This is a genomic window from Bradyrhizobium sp. Ken64 (assembly GCF_055807555.1).
In genome coordinates this window covers 268060-282336 of the sequence record NZ_JBVVPA010000001.1, presented here as the reverse complement: position 1 = coordinate 282336, position 14277 = coordinate 268060, and the positions used below count along the sequence as shown (strand labels likewise).

The 14277-nt window shown below is 63.7% G+C and carries 15 protein-coding genes; 10 read left to right on the top strand and 5 right to left on the bottom strand.

The window, feature by feature from the left end:
- Nucleotides 1–12: 12 nt before the first annotated feature.
- Nucleotides 13–1017, bottom strand: a complete 1005-nt coding sequence (locus AC0L2F_RS01415; protein WP_007615007.1) for a zinc-dependent alcohol dehydrogenase family protein — start codon at nucleotides 1015–1017, stop codon at nucleotides 13–15.
- 84 nt (nucleotides 1018–1101) lie between these two features.
- Here AC0L2F_RS01415 and AC0L2F_RS01410 point away from each other — a divergent pair, with 84 nt between their 5' ends.
- Nucleotides 1102–1449 carry a MerR family transcriptional regulator gene (locus AC0L2F_RS01410; RefSeq protein WP_063993983.1) on the top strand — a complete coding sequence of 116 codons (348 nt, stop codon included), beginning with the start codon at nucleotides 1102–1104 and terminating at the stop codon, nucleotides 1447–1449.
- 155 nt (nucleotides 1450–1604) lie between these two features.
- Here AC0L2F_RS01410 and AC0L2F_RS01405 read toward each other — a convergent pair whose 3' ends face one another.
- The gene (locus AC0L2F_RS01405; RefSeq protein WP_473247238.1) at nucleotides 1605–2489 is read right to left on the bottom strand and encodes an amidohydrolase family protein; all 885 of its coding nucleotides are present in this window, start codon (nucleotides 2487–2489) and stop codon (nucleotides 1605–1607) included.
- Nucleotides 2490–2812: 323 nt separating this feature from the next.
- Between AC0L2F_RS01405 and ykgO the strand changes: the two genes are divergently transcribed.
- The 3 genes from ykgO (at nucleotide 2813) to AC0L2F_RS01390 (ending at nucleotide 4065) form a co-directional block, all read left to right on the top strand.
- Nucleotides 2813–2938 (top strand): type B 50S ribosomal protein L36, encoded by a 126-nt coding sequence (ykgO, locus tag AC0L2F_RS01400; protein ID WP_006611362.1) that lies wholly within the window; start codon nucleotides 2813–2815, stop codon nucleotides 2936–2938.
- Between the two features lie 103 nt (nucleotides 2939–3041).
- Nucleotides 3042–3680, top strand: coding sequence for a tetratricopeptide repeat protein (locus AC0L2F_RS01395; RefSeq protein ID WP_007615005.1), 639 nt, complete (start codon nucleotides 3042–3044; stop codon nucleotides 3678–3680).
- A 124-nt stretch (nucleotides 3681–3804) separates the two neighbouring features.
- Nucleotides 3805–4065 carry a hypothetical protein gene (locus AC0L2F_RS01390; RefSeq protein WP_473247237.1) on the top strand — a complete coding sequence of 87 codons (261 nt, stop codon included), beginning with the start codon at nucleotides 3805–3807 and terminating at the stop codon, nucleotides 4063–4065.
- A 12-nt stretch (nucleotides 4066–4077) separates the two neighbouring features.
- Here AC0L2F_RS01390 and AC0L2F_RS01385 read toward each other — a convergent pair whose 3' ends face one another.
- Nucleotides 4078–4260 carry a hypothetical protein gene (locus AC0L2F_RS01385; protein ID WP_007596968.1) on the bottom strand — a complete coding sequence of 61 codons (183 nt, stop codon included), beginning with the start codon at nucleotides 4258–4260 and terminating at the stop codon, nucleotides 4078–4080.
- A 326-nt stretch (nucleotides 4261–4586) separates the two neighbouring features.
- On the opposite strand from AC0L2F_RS01385, the gene AC0L2F_RS01380 reads away from it, so the two are divergent.
- On the top strand, nucleotides 4587–5543 hold the full coding sequence (locus tag AC0L2F_RS01380) for an alpha/beta fold hydrolase (RefSeq protein WP_473247236.1): 957 nt from the start codon (nucleotides 4587–4589) through the stop codon (nucleotides 5541–5543).
- An 18-nt stretch (nucleotides 5544–5561) separates the two neighbouring features.
- Here the strand turns inward: AC0L2F_RS01380 and cycA are convergent, their stop codons facing one another.
- The gene (cycA, locus tag AC0L2F_RS01375; protein WP_007615001.1) at nucleotides 5562–5957 is read right to left on the bottom strand and encodes a cytochrome c-550 CycA; all 396 of its coding nucleotides are present in this window, start codon (nucleotides 5955–5957) and stop codon (nucleotides 5562–5564) included.
- 273 nt (nucleotides 5958–6230) lie between these two features.
- Here cycA and AC0L2F_RS01370 point away from each other — a divergent pair, with 273 nt between their 5' ends.
- The 5 genes from AC0L2F_RS01370 (at nucleotide 6231) to AC0L2F_RS01350 (ending at nucleotide 12248) form a co-directional block, all read left to right on the top strand.
- A complete protein-coding gene (locus AC0L2F_RS01370) occupies nucleotides 6231–7724 on the top strand; it encodes an FAD-linked oxidase C-terminal domain-containing protein (RefSeq protein WP_473247235.1) in 1494 nt (497 codons plus the stop codon).
- Between the two features lie 63 nt (nucleotides 7725–7787).
- A complete protein-coding gene (locus AC0L2F_RS01365; RefSeq protein WP_473247234.1) occupies nucleotides 7788–9026 on the top strand; it encodes an FAD-binding protein in 1239 nt (412 codons plus the stop codon).
- Complete coding sequence (gene glcF / locus AC0L2F_RS01360; RefSeq protein WP_007614996.1) at nucleotides 9023–10345, top strand: glycolate oxidase subunit GlcF; 1323 nt, start codon at nucleotides 9023–9025, stop codon at nucleotides 10343–10345. Before AC0L2F_RS01365 ends, glcF begins: the two co-directional genes overlap by 4 nt.
- A gap of 99 nt (nucleotides 10346–10444) precedes the next feature.
- Nucleotides 10445–10816 (top strand): hypothetical protein, encoded by a 372-nt coding sequence (locus AC0L2F_RS01355; protein ID WP_007614995.1) that lies wholly within the window; start codon nucleotides 10445–10447, stop codon nucleotides 10814–10816.
- A gap of 418 nt (nucleotides 10817–11234) precedes the next feature.
- A complete protein-coding gene (locus AC0L2F_RS01350) occupies nucleotides 11235–12248 on the top strand; it encodes a TorF family putative porin (RefSeq protein WP_473247456.1) in 1014 nt (337 codons plus the stop codon).
- Nucleotides 12249–12489: 241 nt separating this feature from the next.
- On the opposite strand, the gene AC0L2F_RS01345 is transcribed toward AC0L2F_RS01350, so the two are convergent.
- The gene (locus AC0L2F_RS01345) at nucleotides 12490–14253 is read right to left on the bottom strand and encodes an ABC transporter ATP-binding protein/permease (protein WP_473247233.1); all 1764 of its coding nucleotides are present in this window, start codon (nucleotides 14251–14253) and stop codon (nucleotides 12490–12492) included.
- Nucleotides 14254–14277 lie beyond the last annotated feature (24 nt).

The following is a 14277-nucleotide window of genomic DNA, read 5'->3' as shown; positions in this document are numbered from 1 at the left end:
GGCCTCTGTTTTCTAGAATCTGATCACGATCTTGCCGAAATGTGAGCCGGTCCGCAGGTGCGCATATGCTTCGGGGACGTCGTCGAATTCGTAGATCCGATCGACGATCGGGTGGATCGCATGTTCGGTCAGGAAGCGATTCATCGCGGCAAAGTGTTCCACCGATCCGACGGTGACGCCGATGATGTCGGCATTCTCCCACTGAAGGCGCGCGAGGTCGGGCTTGGGGCCGAAACCCGTCAAAACCCCGATCTGGACGATCTTGCCACCTGAAGCGACCGATCGCAGCGATCGGTCGTAAGTGCCGGGACCGCCGAGTTCGAGGATATGACTGGCCCCTGCGCCATCCGTTGCCTTCATCAGGGCGACATCCCAGTCAGGCGTATCGCGGTAGTTGATGAGGATCGAGCCGCCCAGCGTCTTGGCGCGGGCGAGTTTTTCGTCCGAGGAGGATATCACGATCGCACGCGCTCCCAGGGCGGATGCGAATTGAAGACCGAACAGCGCAACGCCGCCTGTTCCCTGGACCAGCAGCGTGTCGCCTTTGCGCATCCCGCCGCGTGCGATCAGGCCGTGGAAAGCCGTGACGCCGGCGCAGGGCAGGGTCGCGGCCTCCACCGCAGACAAATGTGCCGGCACCGAGACCAGCGCGGTTGCCGGCAGCACGACATACTCAGCCAGCATTCCGTCCATCGTGTTGCCACCGAGGGATGACGGAATATAGCTGGACTTGAACGGCCCCGAGATCCAGTCGCGGAAGAACGATGCAGCGACGCGGTCTCCGAGCCGCCATTGCGCGACGTCGGCGCCGATGGCGTCAACGACACCCGCACCGTCGGAGAGTGGCACGCGGCCGTTGAACTCGCCTTGGCCTGCGCGGTCGAGGATCAGGAGGTCGCGGTAATTCAGACTTGCCGCTTCGACCCGCATGCGGACCTCGCCATTGGCGGGTTCAGGTTTGCTGATTTCGGCGCGCGCAAGGCGGCCAGCACCAGCATTCAAATGGTAGGCTTTCATCGTTGGCTCCCTTCACAAGTGGATTCACTTGGACGAGCAAAGTCTGTAAGGTCTGACAGTGCTGTCAGGGTCAAGAGGCTTCAGATGAAAATCGGCGAACTCTCCCGGCGGACGGGGGTCAGCGTCAGAATGCTGCGCTACTACGAAGGCGAAGGACTGCTTGCGCCGCTGCGGACGAACTCCGGCTATCGCGACTATGGCCCGGCCGAAGAGGAAACCGTACGGCGCATCAAGATGCTCGGCGGCGCGGGGATGACACTCGAAACCATCAAGCGCTTGCTTCCCTGCGTCAGGAACAACGATCCAGCTTTCACGCCATGCAACGAGCTGCGAAAAATACTCACGCAGCAGGTCGGCCTGATCGATGAACGTATCGAGACGCTCAGCGAAAGCCGGACAATCTTGGCGGGCTATCTGGCAAGCGTGAACTGATCGCATAACGCGGCCGTCGGATTCAGCGCGACAAGGCCGCCATCCGCGATTTAGACCTGCGCGGCGGCATCCGCTCAAGTCTTAGGCCTTGAGGGCCTGAGCGTGAGGGCTTCGATAGCAGCGTCGAAGCCCTCGATGCGCTGACGGGATCGCCCCTAGATCCCCAGCAGCTTCCGCGCGTTCGCCTTCAGCACCTTCGGCCGGATCTCGTCGCGGATCTCGATCTTGGCGAAATCCGACAGCCAGCGGTCCGGTGTGATCACCGGCCAGTCCGAGCCGAACAGCATCTTGTCCTGCAGGATCGAGTTGATGTAGCGCACCAGGATCGGCGGGAAATATTTCGGAGACCAGCCCGAGAGGTCGATATAGACGTTCGGCTTGTGGGTCGCGACCGACAGTGCTTCCTCCTGCCAGGGGAAGGAGGGATGGGCGAGGATGATCTTGAGGTCGGGGAAGTCGGCCGCGACGTCGTCCATGTACATCGGGTTGGAATATTTCAGCCGCATGCCCATGCCGCCGGGCATGCCCGAGCCAACGCCGGTCTGGCCGGTGTGGAACAGCGCGATCGCGCCGCCATTGTTGATTTCTTCGTAGAGCGGATAGGCCATGCGGTCGTTGGCGTAGAAGCCCTGCATGGTCGGGTGGAATTTGAAGCCGCGCACGCCGTATTCCTCGATCAGCTTGCGCGCCTCGCGCACCCCGAGCTTGCCCTTGTGCGGATCGATCGAGACGAAGGGGATGAGGACGTCGAGATGGTCGGCGGCGATCTCCAGCATCTCCTCATTCTTGTAGCGGCGGAAGCCGGTCTCGCGTTCGGCATCGACCGGGAAGATCACGGCGGCGATGTTCTTGGATCGATAGTAGGCGGCGGTCTCCGGCACGGTCGGCGGATGCTTGTGCGGCGACTTGAAATAGTCCGCCATCTGAGCCTGGAAGTCGTCATAGCCGTCGTCGGGGTGGGTGCCGCAGGGCTCCTCGGCATGGGTGTGGATATCGATGGCGACGACGTCGTCGATATTGGGCAGCTTCAGCTTCGGCATGGGTTTCCTCCCGACGGGTTGCCGAATTGATTATATGATATAACGAATTTGGCAAGGCATTGTGGGACAAGGCGTTGTAGTACAGGCGTCCTCCCGCGCCGAGATTGGGCCGATCCGGCCGCTTCTACTTTGCATGGGGTTGTTTTCCAGAATTTGCTGGGTGGGATCGGGGCAGTTAACATTGACATCCGGTCCTCCCATGCCTTAAGAACTGCCCCGTCCCGGGCGGTCGGTCCGCCAGCGGGAAAATCTCATTTTGCCTCATTCGCGCGTGCCGAAACGGTAGTGCCGAACACGGCCTTTCGAACGTTCAGGATTCTGCCATGAAGGTCCGTAACTCGCTGAAATCGCTGCGCGGTCGCCATCGCGCCAACCGCCTGGTCCGCCGCAAGGGCCGGGTCTATGTGATCAACAAGGTGCAGCGCCGTTTCAAGGCGCGTCAGGGCTGATATCGCCCTGCCGGACGCCCGCGCGCCCGCAAGACCACGGTCTCACACGAGTTTGACGCCGCCCTGCTTTGCAAGGGCGGCTTTGCGCGTTTAGACTTCGACCATGGCAGTGAGATTCCTCGTCGCGCGCACCCTGTGTCTGGCTCTTGTGCTGGGAGCCGCCGGACTTGCTCCGGCGCTGGCGCAGGCTGATCCGCCGGCCCCGCCCGGCAAGCAGAAGAAACTTCCGGAAGCGCCGGCCAAGCTGCCCAAGGTCGATCGCACCAAGAATCTCGATTTCCTGTTCGGCGCGCTGAAAGCTGCGCCCGACGAGGCCAGCGCCAAGCACGTCGAGGCGCGGATCTGGGCGATCTGGATCCAGACCCCGAGCGACACCGCGGCACTGCTGATGGCGCGGGCCAAGACGGCGGTCGACGCAAAAAAGATCGAGGTTGCGATCAAGCTGCTGGATTCGGTCGTGAAGCTCAGGCCCGATTACATCGAAGCTTGGAATCGTCGCGCGACGCTCTACTACATGCAGAACGATTATGGCCGCTCGCTCGCCGACATTCGCGAGGTGTTGATCCGCGAGCCCCGCCATTTCGGCGCGCTCGCAGGCCTCGGCATGATCATGCAGGAAGTCGGCGACGAAAAGCGTGCGCTTGAGGCCTACCGCAAGGCGCTCGCCGTCAATCCGCACCTCGAGAAGATCCCCGATCAGGTCAAGGCGCTGACCGAGAAGGTCGAAGGCCGCGACATTTAGCGGACAAGTCGATCATTGCTCGAGCGAATGCGGCGCTAGCCGATTAACCACGATGACACGCGCCGCGTTACGAGGGGTATGGGTGGCCCCGCCGCAGGCCTACCTTCATCGCGGGAGCACAGCCATGAAGCGTTTGATCTTTGCAGGTATGTTGCTGTTGGCATCGAGCACGGCGAGCCTTGCCGACGGACTGTTCTGGGTGGTCGGCAACCGCGCCACCGGACAATGCAACATCGTGACCAGCAATCCCGTGATCATCGGCGACGTCTGGTTCGGGGACGGTCCCTACAAGTCGAAGGCCGACGCCAAGCTTGCCCGTTCGACCATCCGCGCCTGTCCCGCACCCACGGCTGACGAGGAAAAGGACGAGGACACCACGAACTAGGTCGACAGCGACCTAGTGCAAAACGCTGCCTTCACGCTCGGCGAGGCCGCGATCGACCGCTGCGGCGTAGGCCTTTGCCAGCTCCGTCTCGAGGTGCTCGTTGATCAGCAGCAGCGCGCGCACGGCACCGCGCAGGTCGCCGTGGCAGCTTGCCACGATCTCGTCGATCGCAGTGTCTTTGGATCTCAGGCTCATCGAAATTCTCCGGTTCAAATCAGGATAAATCCTGCCGGTCTTTCCCGCATCCCCGAGGGTTGCGAGCACGATCGGCGCCCACCCGCGTCTAAATGGCGGAACCGACCGTGGCGATTATAAGGAAGCCGCGATGACGACGGCATGAAGCTGTTTCGAAGCCTGCGTGCTTCGGGGAGCGGTATTGATTTCGTTGCGTTTTTCCCGCTTGAATTATGCACATATCCACAGCCCCGCCATTTCAAGTGGAGCGCGGGGGCTCCCCGGGCGAAACTGCCGCCCGTAAGCCGCGTAACTGCCCTGTGCCCTGGATCGCCCGGATTCCATCCATGATCGTGATGTCAGTCGTGACCGCGCTGGTTCTGCTGGCGCTGGTCACGCAGGCCGGCGTCCTCGCCGTGCAACGCGCCTTTCCACCGCAGGGCCGGATGATCGAGGTCGATGGCGCCGTGCTTCACCTCGTCGATATCGGCCCGCACGATCCGGGCCTGCCGATCGTGATGCTGCACGGCGCGAGCTCCAACCTCGAAGCGATGCGGCGGCCGCTCGGCGACCTCCTTGCCAGGGATCATCGCGTCATCCTGATCGACCGTCCCGGCCACGGCTGGAGCACGCGGGCGCGGCGGCAGGATTCGACGCCGGAGGTGCAGGCGCGGATGATCGATGAGGCGCTTGGCAAGCTCGGGATCGATCGCGCGGTCTTCGTGGTGCATTCCTGGAGCGGCGCGCTCGGCGCGCGGCTGGCGCTCGATCATCCCGGCCGCGTCGCGGGCCTTGTGATGCTCGCGCCCGTCACCCATCCCTGGCGCGGCGGCGTCGGCCGCTACAACGAGATCATCGCAACGCCCGTGATCGGCCCGCTGCTCGCCTACACCATAACCCTGCCGCTGGGCTACTTCCTGAGCGAGCCTGGCGCGCGCAACGTCTTCCTGCCGCAAATGATGCCGGAAGGTTTCGTGCAGGACTCCGCGACGCCGCTACTGCTGCGCCCGCGCGAGTTCATCGCCAATGCCTATGATCTGGTGACGCTGAAGGAAGCGGTCGCCGCGCAGGTCGCGCGCTACGGCGAGATATCGGCGCCGGTCACGATCATCGCCGGCGAGCCCGACAAGACGGTGAAGACCGCCATTCACGCGCGCCCGTTCGCCGCCGCCGTGCAGAATGCCAAGCTGATCGTGCTGCCCGATCTCGGCCACATGGTGCAGAACGCGGTGCCGGATCTCGTGAAGACGGAGATCGAGATGATGATCGGGAAAATCGCGCCGGCGCAGGCGGCCGCCGATTAGCGGCCGCCGTTCCGCCGCTTACTGCTTGACCTTCCCGTCCTTGTCGAACTGCGACACGTAGGCCCAGAGATTGTTGATCTCGGTCTCGTTCTTGATGCCGGCGAATGCCATCTTGGTGCCGGGGATCTTGGCCTTGGGGTCCTTGATGTATTCCTTGAACTGCGCCTCGTTCCAGGTGATGCCGGAATTCTTGTTGGCGTCGGAGTAATTGTAGTCCGGCGCGGTGCCGGACTTGCGGCCGTCGAGGCCGTTGAGCTCGGGGCCGACCTTGTTCTTGGCGCCTTCGCCGATCGCGTGACAGGCCAGGCATTTGTTGAACGAAGACTTGCCGGCCGCGGCATCCTGCGCCATCGCGGCAGGTGCGGTGGCAATCGCGGTGAGGATGGTCAAGGCGCCAAAAATCAGTTTTGTCATCGGGTGCTCTTCGTCTCTTCCCTGGGGGCTGGTCAGTTGCATGCCTGATCGGCAATGGTCGGACCTGCCGGTTTTGGCAGGCCTGCTCGGATTGGACAAGCCGCCAAACCATGGCAGGTTTCACGATTTCCTACTTGTCCCAGAGCGAACTCGCGCAAGATCGTCGATCCGACTTTCGGATGGCCTACCCAAACCACCGCGGACGTGGTTGATTTCCCGCGACAAATCGATCGTGCCGCCTTGGCCGGAAGGATATGCCATGAAGGAAATGTTATGGCCATCATGATGCCCGCGAGCGACCAGGCCGTGCTCGCGCGCCGCGCTGAGATCGTGGCTGCATTGCGCGCAATCGTGCCGGGCGAGGGCGTGATCGATACGCCTGCCGAGATGCGGGCCTATGAATCCGACGGATTGACGGCCTATCGGCAGCCGCCGATGGTCGTGGTGCTGCCCGACACGACCGAGCAGGTTTCGCTCGTCCTGAAATATTGTGCAGCGCAGGGCATCAAGGTGGTGCCGCGCGGCTCCGGCACCTCGCTGTCCGGCGGCGCGCTACCGCTGGAAGACGGCGTGCTCCTGGGCCTCGGCAAGTTCAAGCGCATCCGCGAGATCGATTTCGACAACCGCGCCGTCGTCACCGAGCCCGGCGTCACCAACCTCGCGATCAGCCAGGCGGTCGCGCATGCCGGGTTCTACTACGCGCCGGATCCGTCCTCGCAGATCGCCTGCTCGATCGGCGGCAATGTCGCGGAGAATTCCGGCGGCGTGCACTGCCTGAAATACGGCATGACCACCAACAACGTGCTCGGCTGCGAGATCGTGCTGATGAGCGGCGAGATCCTGCGCATCGGCGGCAAATCGGCGGAGAATTCCGGCTACGACCTGATGGGCGTCATCACCGGCTCCGAAGGCCTGCTCGGCGTCATCACCGAGATCACGGTGCGCATCCTGCAAAAGCCGGAGACGGCGCGCGCGCTGATGGTCGGATTCGCGCAAGTCGAGGCGGCCGGCGAATGCGTGGCGCGCATCATCGGCGCCGGCATCATTCCCGGCGGGATGGAGATGATGGACAAGCCGGCAATCCACGCCGCGGAGGCCTTCGTCCACGCCGGCTATCCGCTCGACGTCGAGGCGCTGCTCATCATCGAGCTCGACGGTCCCAAGATCGAGGTCGACGAGCTGATCACGCGGGTCGAGACGATTGCGAACGCTTGCGGCTCGACCACCTGCCAGATCTCGGCCTCGGAGGCCGAGCGCAACCTGTTCTGGGCCGGCCGCAAGGCCGCGTTCCCCGCGGTCGGCCGCATCTCGCCCGACTATCTCTGCATGGACGGTACGATTCCGCGCGGCGCGCTGCCGAAGGCGCTGGCGCGCATCCGCGAGCTATCGGAAAAATACCAGCTCGGCTGCGCCAACGTGTTCCATGCCGGCGACGGCAATCTGCATCCGCTGATCCTCTATGATGCCAACAAGCCCGGCGAGATCGAGCGCGCCGAAGCCTTCGGCGCCGATATCCTGCGCGCCTGCGTCGAGTTCGGCGGCGTGCTCACCGGCGAGCACGGCGTCGGCATCGAGAAGCGCGATCTGATGCCGGAGATGTTCAGCGAGATCGACCTCAATCAGCAGCAGCGCCTGAAATGCGCCTTCGATGCCCAGGGCCTGCTCAATCCCGGAAAGGTGTTTCCGACCCTGCATCGCTGCGCCGAGCTCGGCCGCATGCACGTCCACGCCGGCAAGCTGGCGTTTCCTGACATCCCGCGTTTCTAGCGTCGCCTCGCTGCAACGCGCCAAATTTGATTTTCGCTGCAAACTTCGTTACCCGCTACAGGCGTGGATACGCTCAAGGTACGAGACGCCAAAGACGTCGAAGAGGTGGTGCGCGCGGCGATTGCCAATGAGCAGCCGCTCGAGATCATCGGCCATGGTTCCAAGCGCGGCATCGGTCATGCGATGGCGACCAACGCCGTGCTCGACGTCTCCGCGCTGAACGCCATCACCGCCTACGAGCCCAACGAACTCATTGTCACGCTCCAGGCCGGGGCGCCGCTGGCCGACGTGCTGTCGCTGATCGATGCCAAGAACCAGCAATTCGCCTTCGAGCCGATGAACACCGCGCCGCTGCTCGGCACGCCGGTATCAGGCACCATCGGCGGCATGATTGCGGCTGGCCTGGCCGGTCCGCGCCGGATCAAGGCGGGCGGGGCGCGCGACCATCTGCTTGGGGCGCATGCCGTCTCCGGTTTCGGCGACAGCTTCAAGACCGGCGGCAAGGTGGTGAAGAACGTCACCGGCTACGACCTCTGCAAGCTTCTCGCCGGTTCCTGGGGCACGCTGTCGGTCATGACCGAGGTCACGCTGAAGGTGATGCCGAAGCCGGAGGCCGAGCGGACGCTGTTGCTGCGCGGGCTCGACGATGCCGCCGCCAACAAGGCGATGACGGCGGCGCTCGGCTCGCCCTTCGACGTCTCCGGGGCCGCGCACCTGCCGACATCGGCGTTCCGGACCAAGATCGAAGGCCTCGGCGATATCGCAGGTCAAAGCGAGGCGTTGACCATGCTGCGGCTCGAGGGCATTACCGCCTCGGCCGCCCACCGTGCCGGCTCGCTGCGCGAATTGCTGGCGCCGTTCGGAACCGCGACGCTGGTCGAGGACGTCGCGTCAGCGGCGCTGTGGACCACGATCCGCGATGTCCTGCCGTTCGCGGCTGACGGCGCGCTGGGGGCCTGGCCGGTCTGGCGGATCGTCTGTCCGCCGGCGTCGGGCGCGGCGCTCGGGACGCTGCTGGCGCGCGAGACCGGTGGTGAATTGATCTACGATTGGGGCGGTGGACTGGTCTGGGCGGCTTTGGCACCGACGCCGGACGCGCATGCCCCGGCCGTGCGCGAACGTGTCAATGCGGCCGGCGGGCACGCCACGCTGATCCGGGCGGCCGAGGACATCAGGCGCACGATCGATGTATTCCCCCCGCAGGCCCCTGGCCTTGCCGCGTTGAGCGAGCGGGTCCGCGCCAGTTTCGATCCGAAGACCATCCTCAACCGGGGCCGGCTGACGCGGGGCGCTGCGGTATGAAGACGGAATTCTCACTCGCGCAGCTCGCCGATCCCGACATCGCGGAAGCCGACAAGATCCTGCGCGCCTGCGTCCATTGCGGCTTCTGCACCGCAACCTGCCCGACCTACGTGCTGCTTGGCGATGAGCTCGATAGCCCGCGCGGCCGCATCTATCTGATCAAGGAGATGCTGGAGAAGGACCAGACGCCGACGGCCGAAGTTGTCAAACATGTCGACCGCTGCCTGTCGTGCCTGGCCTGTATGACGACCTGCCCCTCGGGGGTGAACTACATGCATCTGGTCGATCAGGCCCGGGTCAGGATCGAGCAGCGTTACGAGCGGCCGCTTGCCGAGCGGTTGCTGCGCCGGGTGCTGGCCTTCGTCCTGCCGGACCCGCAGCGTTTCCGCGCCAGCATGTGGCTGGCGCGGCTGGCCCGCCCGCTGGCCGCGTTCCTGCCGACGCCCCGGCCGTCGGCGACACCCGGCCTGATCCTGCGCCTCAAGGCGATGCTGGCGCTGGCGCCGGACCGGCTGCCGCCACCGGGGCCCGCCGCCGGCAGTGTGTTCGCGGCACTCGGCAAGAAGCGCGGCCGGGTCGCGCTGCTCCAGGGCTGCGCCCAGCAGGTGCTGGCGCCGCGCATCAACCAGGCCGCCATCAGTCTCCTCACGCGCCACGGCATCGAGGTCGTCCTCGTCAGGGACGAGCAGTGCTGCGGCGCGCTGACCCATCACCTCGGCAACGACCAGGACGCATTGGGGCGGGCTCGCGCCAATGTCGCGGCGTGGCGCGCGGAAGCGGCCGGCGAGGGGCTCGACGCCATCCTGGTGACGGCGTCAGGCTGCGGCACCGTGATCAAGGACTACGGCTATCTTCTGCGAGAGGACGCTGCGTTTGCCGCCGATGCGGCGAAGGTCTCTGCGCTCGCCAAGGACATCACTGAATACGTCGCCGGCCTTGGACTCGCGGCCACCGCGCGACAGGACAACATCGTCGTCGCCTATCACTCTGCGTGTTCGTTGCAGCACGGGCAGAAAATCACGGGCCTTCCGAAAGAATTGCTTTCCAATAATGGATTCGTGGTGAAAGATGTGCCGGAGAGCCATTTGTGTTGCGGTTCGGCGGGGACTTACAACATTCTCCAGCCCGAGCTTGCGGGCCGGTTGCGCGATCGCAAGGTCGCCAACATCGCGAGCGTCAAGCCGGACATGATTGCCGCAGGCAATATCGGCTGCATGGTGCAGATTGCCAGTGGCACGTCAGTTCCGGTCGTACACACGATTGAGCTTCTCGATTGGGCTACGGGCGGATCGCGGCCGGCATTGAACGCGCAAGACTGAGCTTTCGAAGACTGAGCTTTCGAGGGCTGAGCTTTCGTCCGGAGGTGACGGTTGAAGACACCCGATCGACCATTGTTCGGCGGCAACAGGAGGACCACGATGGCGAAAGCGAAGAAGAAAAAAAGCAAGAAGGCCAAAAAGGCCAAGAAGGCGGTAGCGGCGAAGAAGACCTCAAAGAAGGCAGCCAAGAAGTCCGCGAAGAAGTCTGCCAAGAAAGCCACAAAGAAATCTGCCAAGAAGGCCGCGCCGAAGAAGGCCGCCAAGAAGTCGGCCAAGAAAGCCGCTAAGCAGGCTGCCCCTAAGAAGGCCGCCAAGAAGGCTGCGAAGAAAGCGACGCCGAAGAAGGCGAAGGCAGCTCCCGCGCCGAAGCCGTCAACGCCGGCAGCTCCGGCTCCCGAGGCCGCCGCCGAGACAAGCTGGGCGATGCCTTCGTCTTCTGCGGACACGACACCGGCCGAAGGACAAGGGTAAGCCCAAGGTCAGGCCGAAGGCTGGATCCCATCCGACGACCACGATCGACAACAGGAAGGCCGCAGCGGTGATGCTGCGGCCTTTTTTTGCATCGGCGCGCCGGCGGGCGGAGGATGGTCTTGTCCGGAAGCAGCCTGATTCGTGGTGGGGGCAGCACGGTACCGCAGGACCCGTACTAACCCGGGCCTCCCAGTGCACTTTGGAATGCAAATAATGTGTTCGAGAAGACACACAGGCTGACAACCTTCCGTGGAATCGTCAGAACGCCCAAAAAGTCGGCAGATGCCCGCGTTTTTTGCTTCTCGGTTTACGCCACTGCATCCAGATTGCCGCAGTTACGAAATTTGCAATCAGGTCGTGCGTTCCGGGGGGCTTCCGGGATCCGGCTGGGGTCTTAGAACTGGTGATGGGGATCGAAATGAAAAAAGTGGCTTTGTTGGCAACGGCGCTGGCAATGGTGACGGGCTCGGCTTTCGCGGCGGACATGGCGGTGAAGGCTCGGAAAGCCCCGCCGGTGGTTGCGTTTGATCCCTGGGATATCGCCTTCGGCGGCGCCATCATGAACGATTACATCTTCCGCGGTATCACCCAGTCGAACCACAAGGCGTCAGTCGCAGCCTATTTTGAGCCGCGCTACAACGTCACCAAGGACCTGCAGCTGTACGCCGGTGTGGCCGGAGAGAGCATCTCCTTCCCCAATCGTGCGGCCGCTGAGATTGACATTTACGGCGGTATTCGTCCGACCTTCGGTGCCTTCGCTTTCGACGTTGGTGTTTGGGGTTATCTGTATCCGGGCGGCACCTGCTACTATGGCGGCGGCGCTGTCACCGACACCGCAGGAAACGCGCTGAACGCTGAGTGTATCGCCAATACACTGACCAACTTCAACGTCGCGAAGAGGGATGCGAGCTTCTACGAGGTCTATGGTAAGGTGACCTACACCGTGAACGACAGCTTCTCGTTCGGCCTCAACGAATTCTATTCGCCGAATTTCCTCAATACCGGCGCTTGGGGCAACTACCTGTCGATCACCGGCAAGTGGATCGCGCCGAGCACGACATTTGGTTCGAGCGGCGTCGGAATGTACGTTTCGGGTGAGTTCGGCCGCCAGTGGTTCGGAACTTCGGATTCCTTCTATGGCGTGGCTCAGCTTGCTGGCTTCCCGAACTACACGGCAGGCATTCCCGAGCCCAGCTATAACACCTGGAACATCGGCATCGGATTCACCTATAAAGTGATGACGCTGGATCTGCGTTACTCCGACACCGACCTGAGCAAGGGTGATTGCAACGCTTTCACCAGCGCGTTCAATGCCACCGGCACCACTAGCGTTACCCCGATCAATCCGGGCGGTGCTAGCTCCAACTGGTGCGGCGCGGCCGGCATTGCCAAGCTGTCGTTCGACCTGACGGCAATGAGCAACCTGAAGTAAGCTTCTTCCCGAAGCGACTTGATGAGGGCGGCAGGGCAACCTGCCGCCCTTTTGCTTTTGGGGCTTTGGGGCCAGGCCACGGGCCTGCATGGTTCGAGAAGCCCGCGCGGCGGGCTCCTCACCACGAGGGCTCACAGATTTCACCCCGACGACAGACCTCCTCCTGAGAGCCCGCCAAAGGCGGACGTCTCGAAAGATGGCCGCAACGAAGGGCCATAGCGTCAGGCTTATTCGAGCCGTCTCAGCGTGCCGCGCTCGGCTCCTTCTCGACCGGCACACCACCGTCATCGAGGACGTGGATCGCGCCGTGCTTCACCATCGTCACCTTGCGGGTATGGAAGGCTTCCAGCGTCGAGCGGTGGCCGATCGAGACGAGGGTGGCCTGTGGCAGCTTCTCCGCCAGCAACCGGTACAGGCGGGCCTCGGACGGCTCGTCCAGCGAGGCCGTGGCCTCGTCCATGAACAGATAGTCCGGCGCGTGCAGCAGCGCGCGGGCGAGCCCGAGGCGCTGCTGCTCGCCGAGCGACAGCATCCGGTTCCAATGACCGTCCTCCTCAAGCCGCTCGGCGAGGTCGGGCAGCCCGACCGCGATCAACGCATCCCTGACGCGTGAGGTTTCGAACGCGCCCGGCGCGGCCGGGTAGACCACCGCGTCGCGCAGCACGCCGACCGGGAAATAGGGGCGCTGGGGCAGCATCATCAGCTTCGCCTTTTCCGGGACGAAGATGCTGCCGGTGCCGAACGGCCAGATGCCGGCGATGGCCCGGAACAGCGTCGACTTGCCGGAGCCCGATGGTCCGGTCACCAGCACGCGCTCCGGCGTCTGGACGGAGAAGGCGTCGGCGGCGACCAGCGGCGTGCCGCTCGGCAGGTTCACGCAGAGCTGCTCGAGCGCGATATTGCGATTGCCGCCGGCGGCCTTGAGGGCAATCGCAGGCTCGTGCGGCGGCAGGTTCGCGGCCGCATCGACCGACATCTCGAAGCCGTCGAGGCGGGCGACGATCGAGCGCCATTCCGCCAGCGACCGGTACGCCGTCACGAAGAACGACAATGCGCCCTGTACGCTCGAGAAGGCGGAGGCGGTTTGCATCATGTCGCCGAGCTGGATCTTCTTGGCGAAGAAGGCCGGCGCCACCAGCACGTAGGGAAAGATCACGGCGGCCTGCTGATAGCTCGCGGTGAACGCGGTGAGGCGCTTGGTACGGCTCATGATGGCGTACCAATTGCCGATCACGAAGCCGAAGCGATCCAGCAGGCGGCCGCGCTCGGCGCCTTCGCCCTTCAGCAGCGCGATCTGCTCGGAATTCTCGCGGACGCGGACGAGGTTGAAGCGGAAGTCGGCCTCATAGCGCTGCTGCTCGAAATTGAGATTGACCAGTGGAGCACCGATCCAATGCGTCAGCGCGGTGCCGAAGATCGCGTAGACCAACGCGCCCCAGCACAGATATCCGGGAATCATGAGGTCGGCGCCGAACAGGTGCAACGGCGCAGCGTTGGAAAGCCCCCAGAGGATGATCACGAAGGAGAACAGCGTCACGATCGATGAGAGCAGGCCGAGCCCGATGGTCAGGGTCTGCTCGACGAAGTTCTTGACGTCCTCGGTGATGCGCTGGTCCGGGTTGTCGGCCGCATCGCCCTTGAGCTGCATGCGGTAGTGGGTGGCGCCTTGCAGCCATTCGCCCAAATAGTGCCGGGTCAGCCATTGCCGCCAGCGGATCTGGAGCCACTGGTTCAGGTACAGCTTGTAGACCGCCAGCGCGATGAAGGCGGAGGCGAGGCCGATGAAGATCCAGATCTCCCTGACGAAGCTATCCCAGTCACTTGCCTGCAGCGAGCTGTAGAACCGATTCTGCCATTGATTGACCAGGACGTCGATCGCGACCAGCGCCAGCTCCATTGCGATGACAGCGGCGAGCAGGCCGCGGCCGGCCCATTTGTCCTCCGACCGGAAATACGGGGCGGCGATTCGCCAGACGATCGCGAGCGTGGCGCTGATGTTCTTCACAGAGCTCTGTCTCCTGAGGGGATG

What these genes read in the sequence shown, in the direction of transcription:
- AC0L2F_RS01415 (WP_007615007.1), bottom strand. Translation starts at nt 1,017, where the DNA reads ATGAAAGCCTACCATTTGAATGCTGGTGCTGGCCGCCTTGCGCGCGCC.
- AC0L2F_RS01410 (WP_063993983.1), top strand. Translation starts at nt 1,102, where the DNA reads ATGAAAATCGGCGAACTCTCCCGGCGGACGGGGGTCAGCGTCAGAATG.
- AC0L2F_RS01405 (WP_473247238.1), bottom strand. Translation starts at nt 2,489, where the DNA reads ATGCCGAAGCTGAAGCTGCCCAATATCGACGACGTCGTCGCCATCGAT.
- ykgO (WP_006611362.1), top strand. Translation starts at nt 2,813, where the DNA reads ATGAAGGTCCGTAACTCGCTGAAATCGCTGCGCGGTCGCCATCGCGCC.
- AC0L2F_RS01395 (WP_007615005.1), top strand. Translation starts at nt 3,042, where the DNA reads ATGGCAGTGAGATTCCTCGTCGCGCGCACCCTGTGTCTGGCTCTTGTG.
- AC0L2F_RS01390 (WP_473247237.1), top strand. Translation starts at nt 3,805, where the DNA reads ATGAAGCGTTTGATCTTTGCAGGTATGTTGCTGTTGGCATCGAGCACG.
- AC0L2F_RS01385 (WP_007596968.1), bottom strand. Translation starts at nt 4,260, where the DNA reads ATGAGCCTGAGATCCAAAGACACTGCGATCGACGAGATCGTGGCAAGC.
- AC0L2F_RS01380 (WP_473247236.1), top strand. Translation starts at nt 4,587, where the DNA reads ATGATCGTGATGTCAGTCGTGACCGCGCTGGTTCTGCTGGCGCTGGTC.
- cycA (WP_007615001.1), bottom strand. Translation starts at nt 5,957, where the DNA reads ATGACAAAACTGATTTTTGGCGCCTTGACCATCCTCACCGCGATTGCC.
- AC0L2F_RS01370 (WP_473247235.1), top strand. Translation starts at nt 6,231, where the DNA reads ATGGCCATCATGATGCCCGCGAGCGACCAGGCCGTGCTCGCGCGCCGC.
- glcF (WP_007614996.1), top strand. Translation starts at nt 9,023, where the DNA reads ATGAAGACGGAATTCTCACTCGCGCAGCTCGCCGATCCCGACATCGCG.
- AC0L2F_RS01355 (WP_007614995.1), top strand. Translation starts at nt 10,445, where the DNA reads ATGGCGAAAGCGAAGAAGAAAAAAAGCAAGAAGGCCAAAAAGGCCAAG.
- AC0L2F_RS01350 (WP_473247456.1), top strand. Translation starts at nt 11,235, where the DNA reads ATGAAAAAAGTGGCTTTGTTGGCAACGGCGCTGGCAATGGTGACGGGC.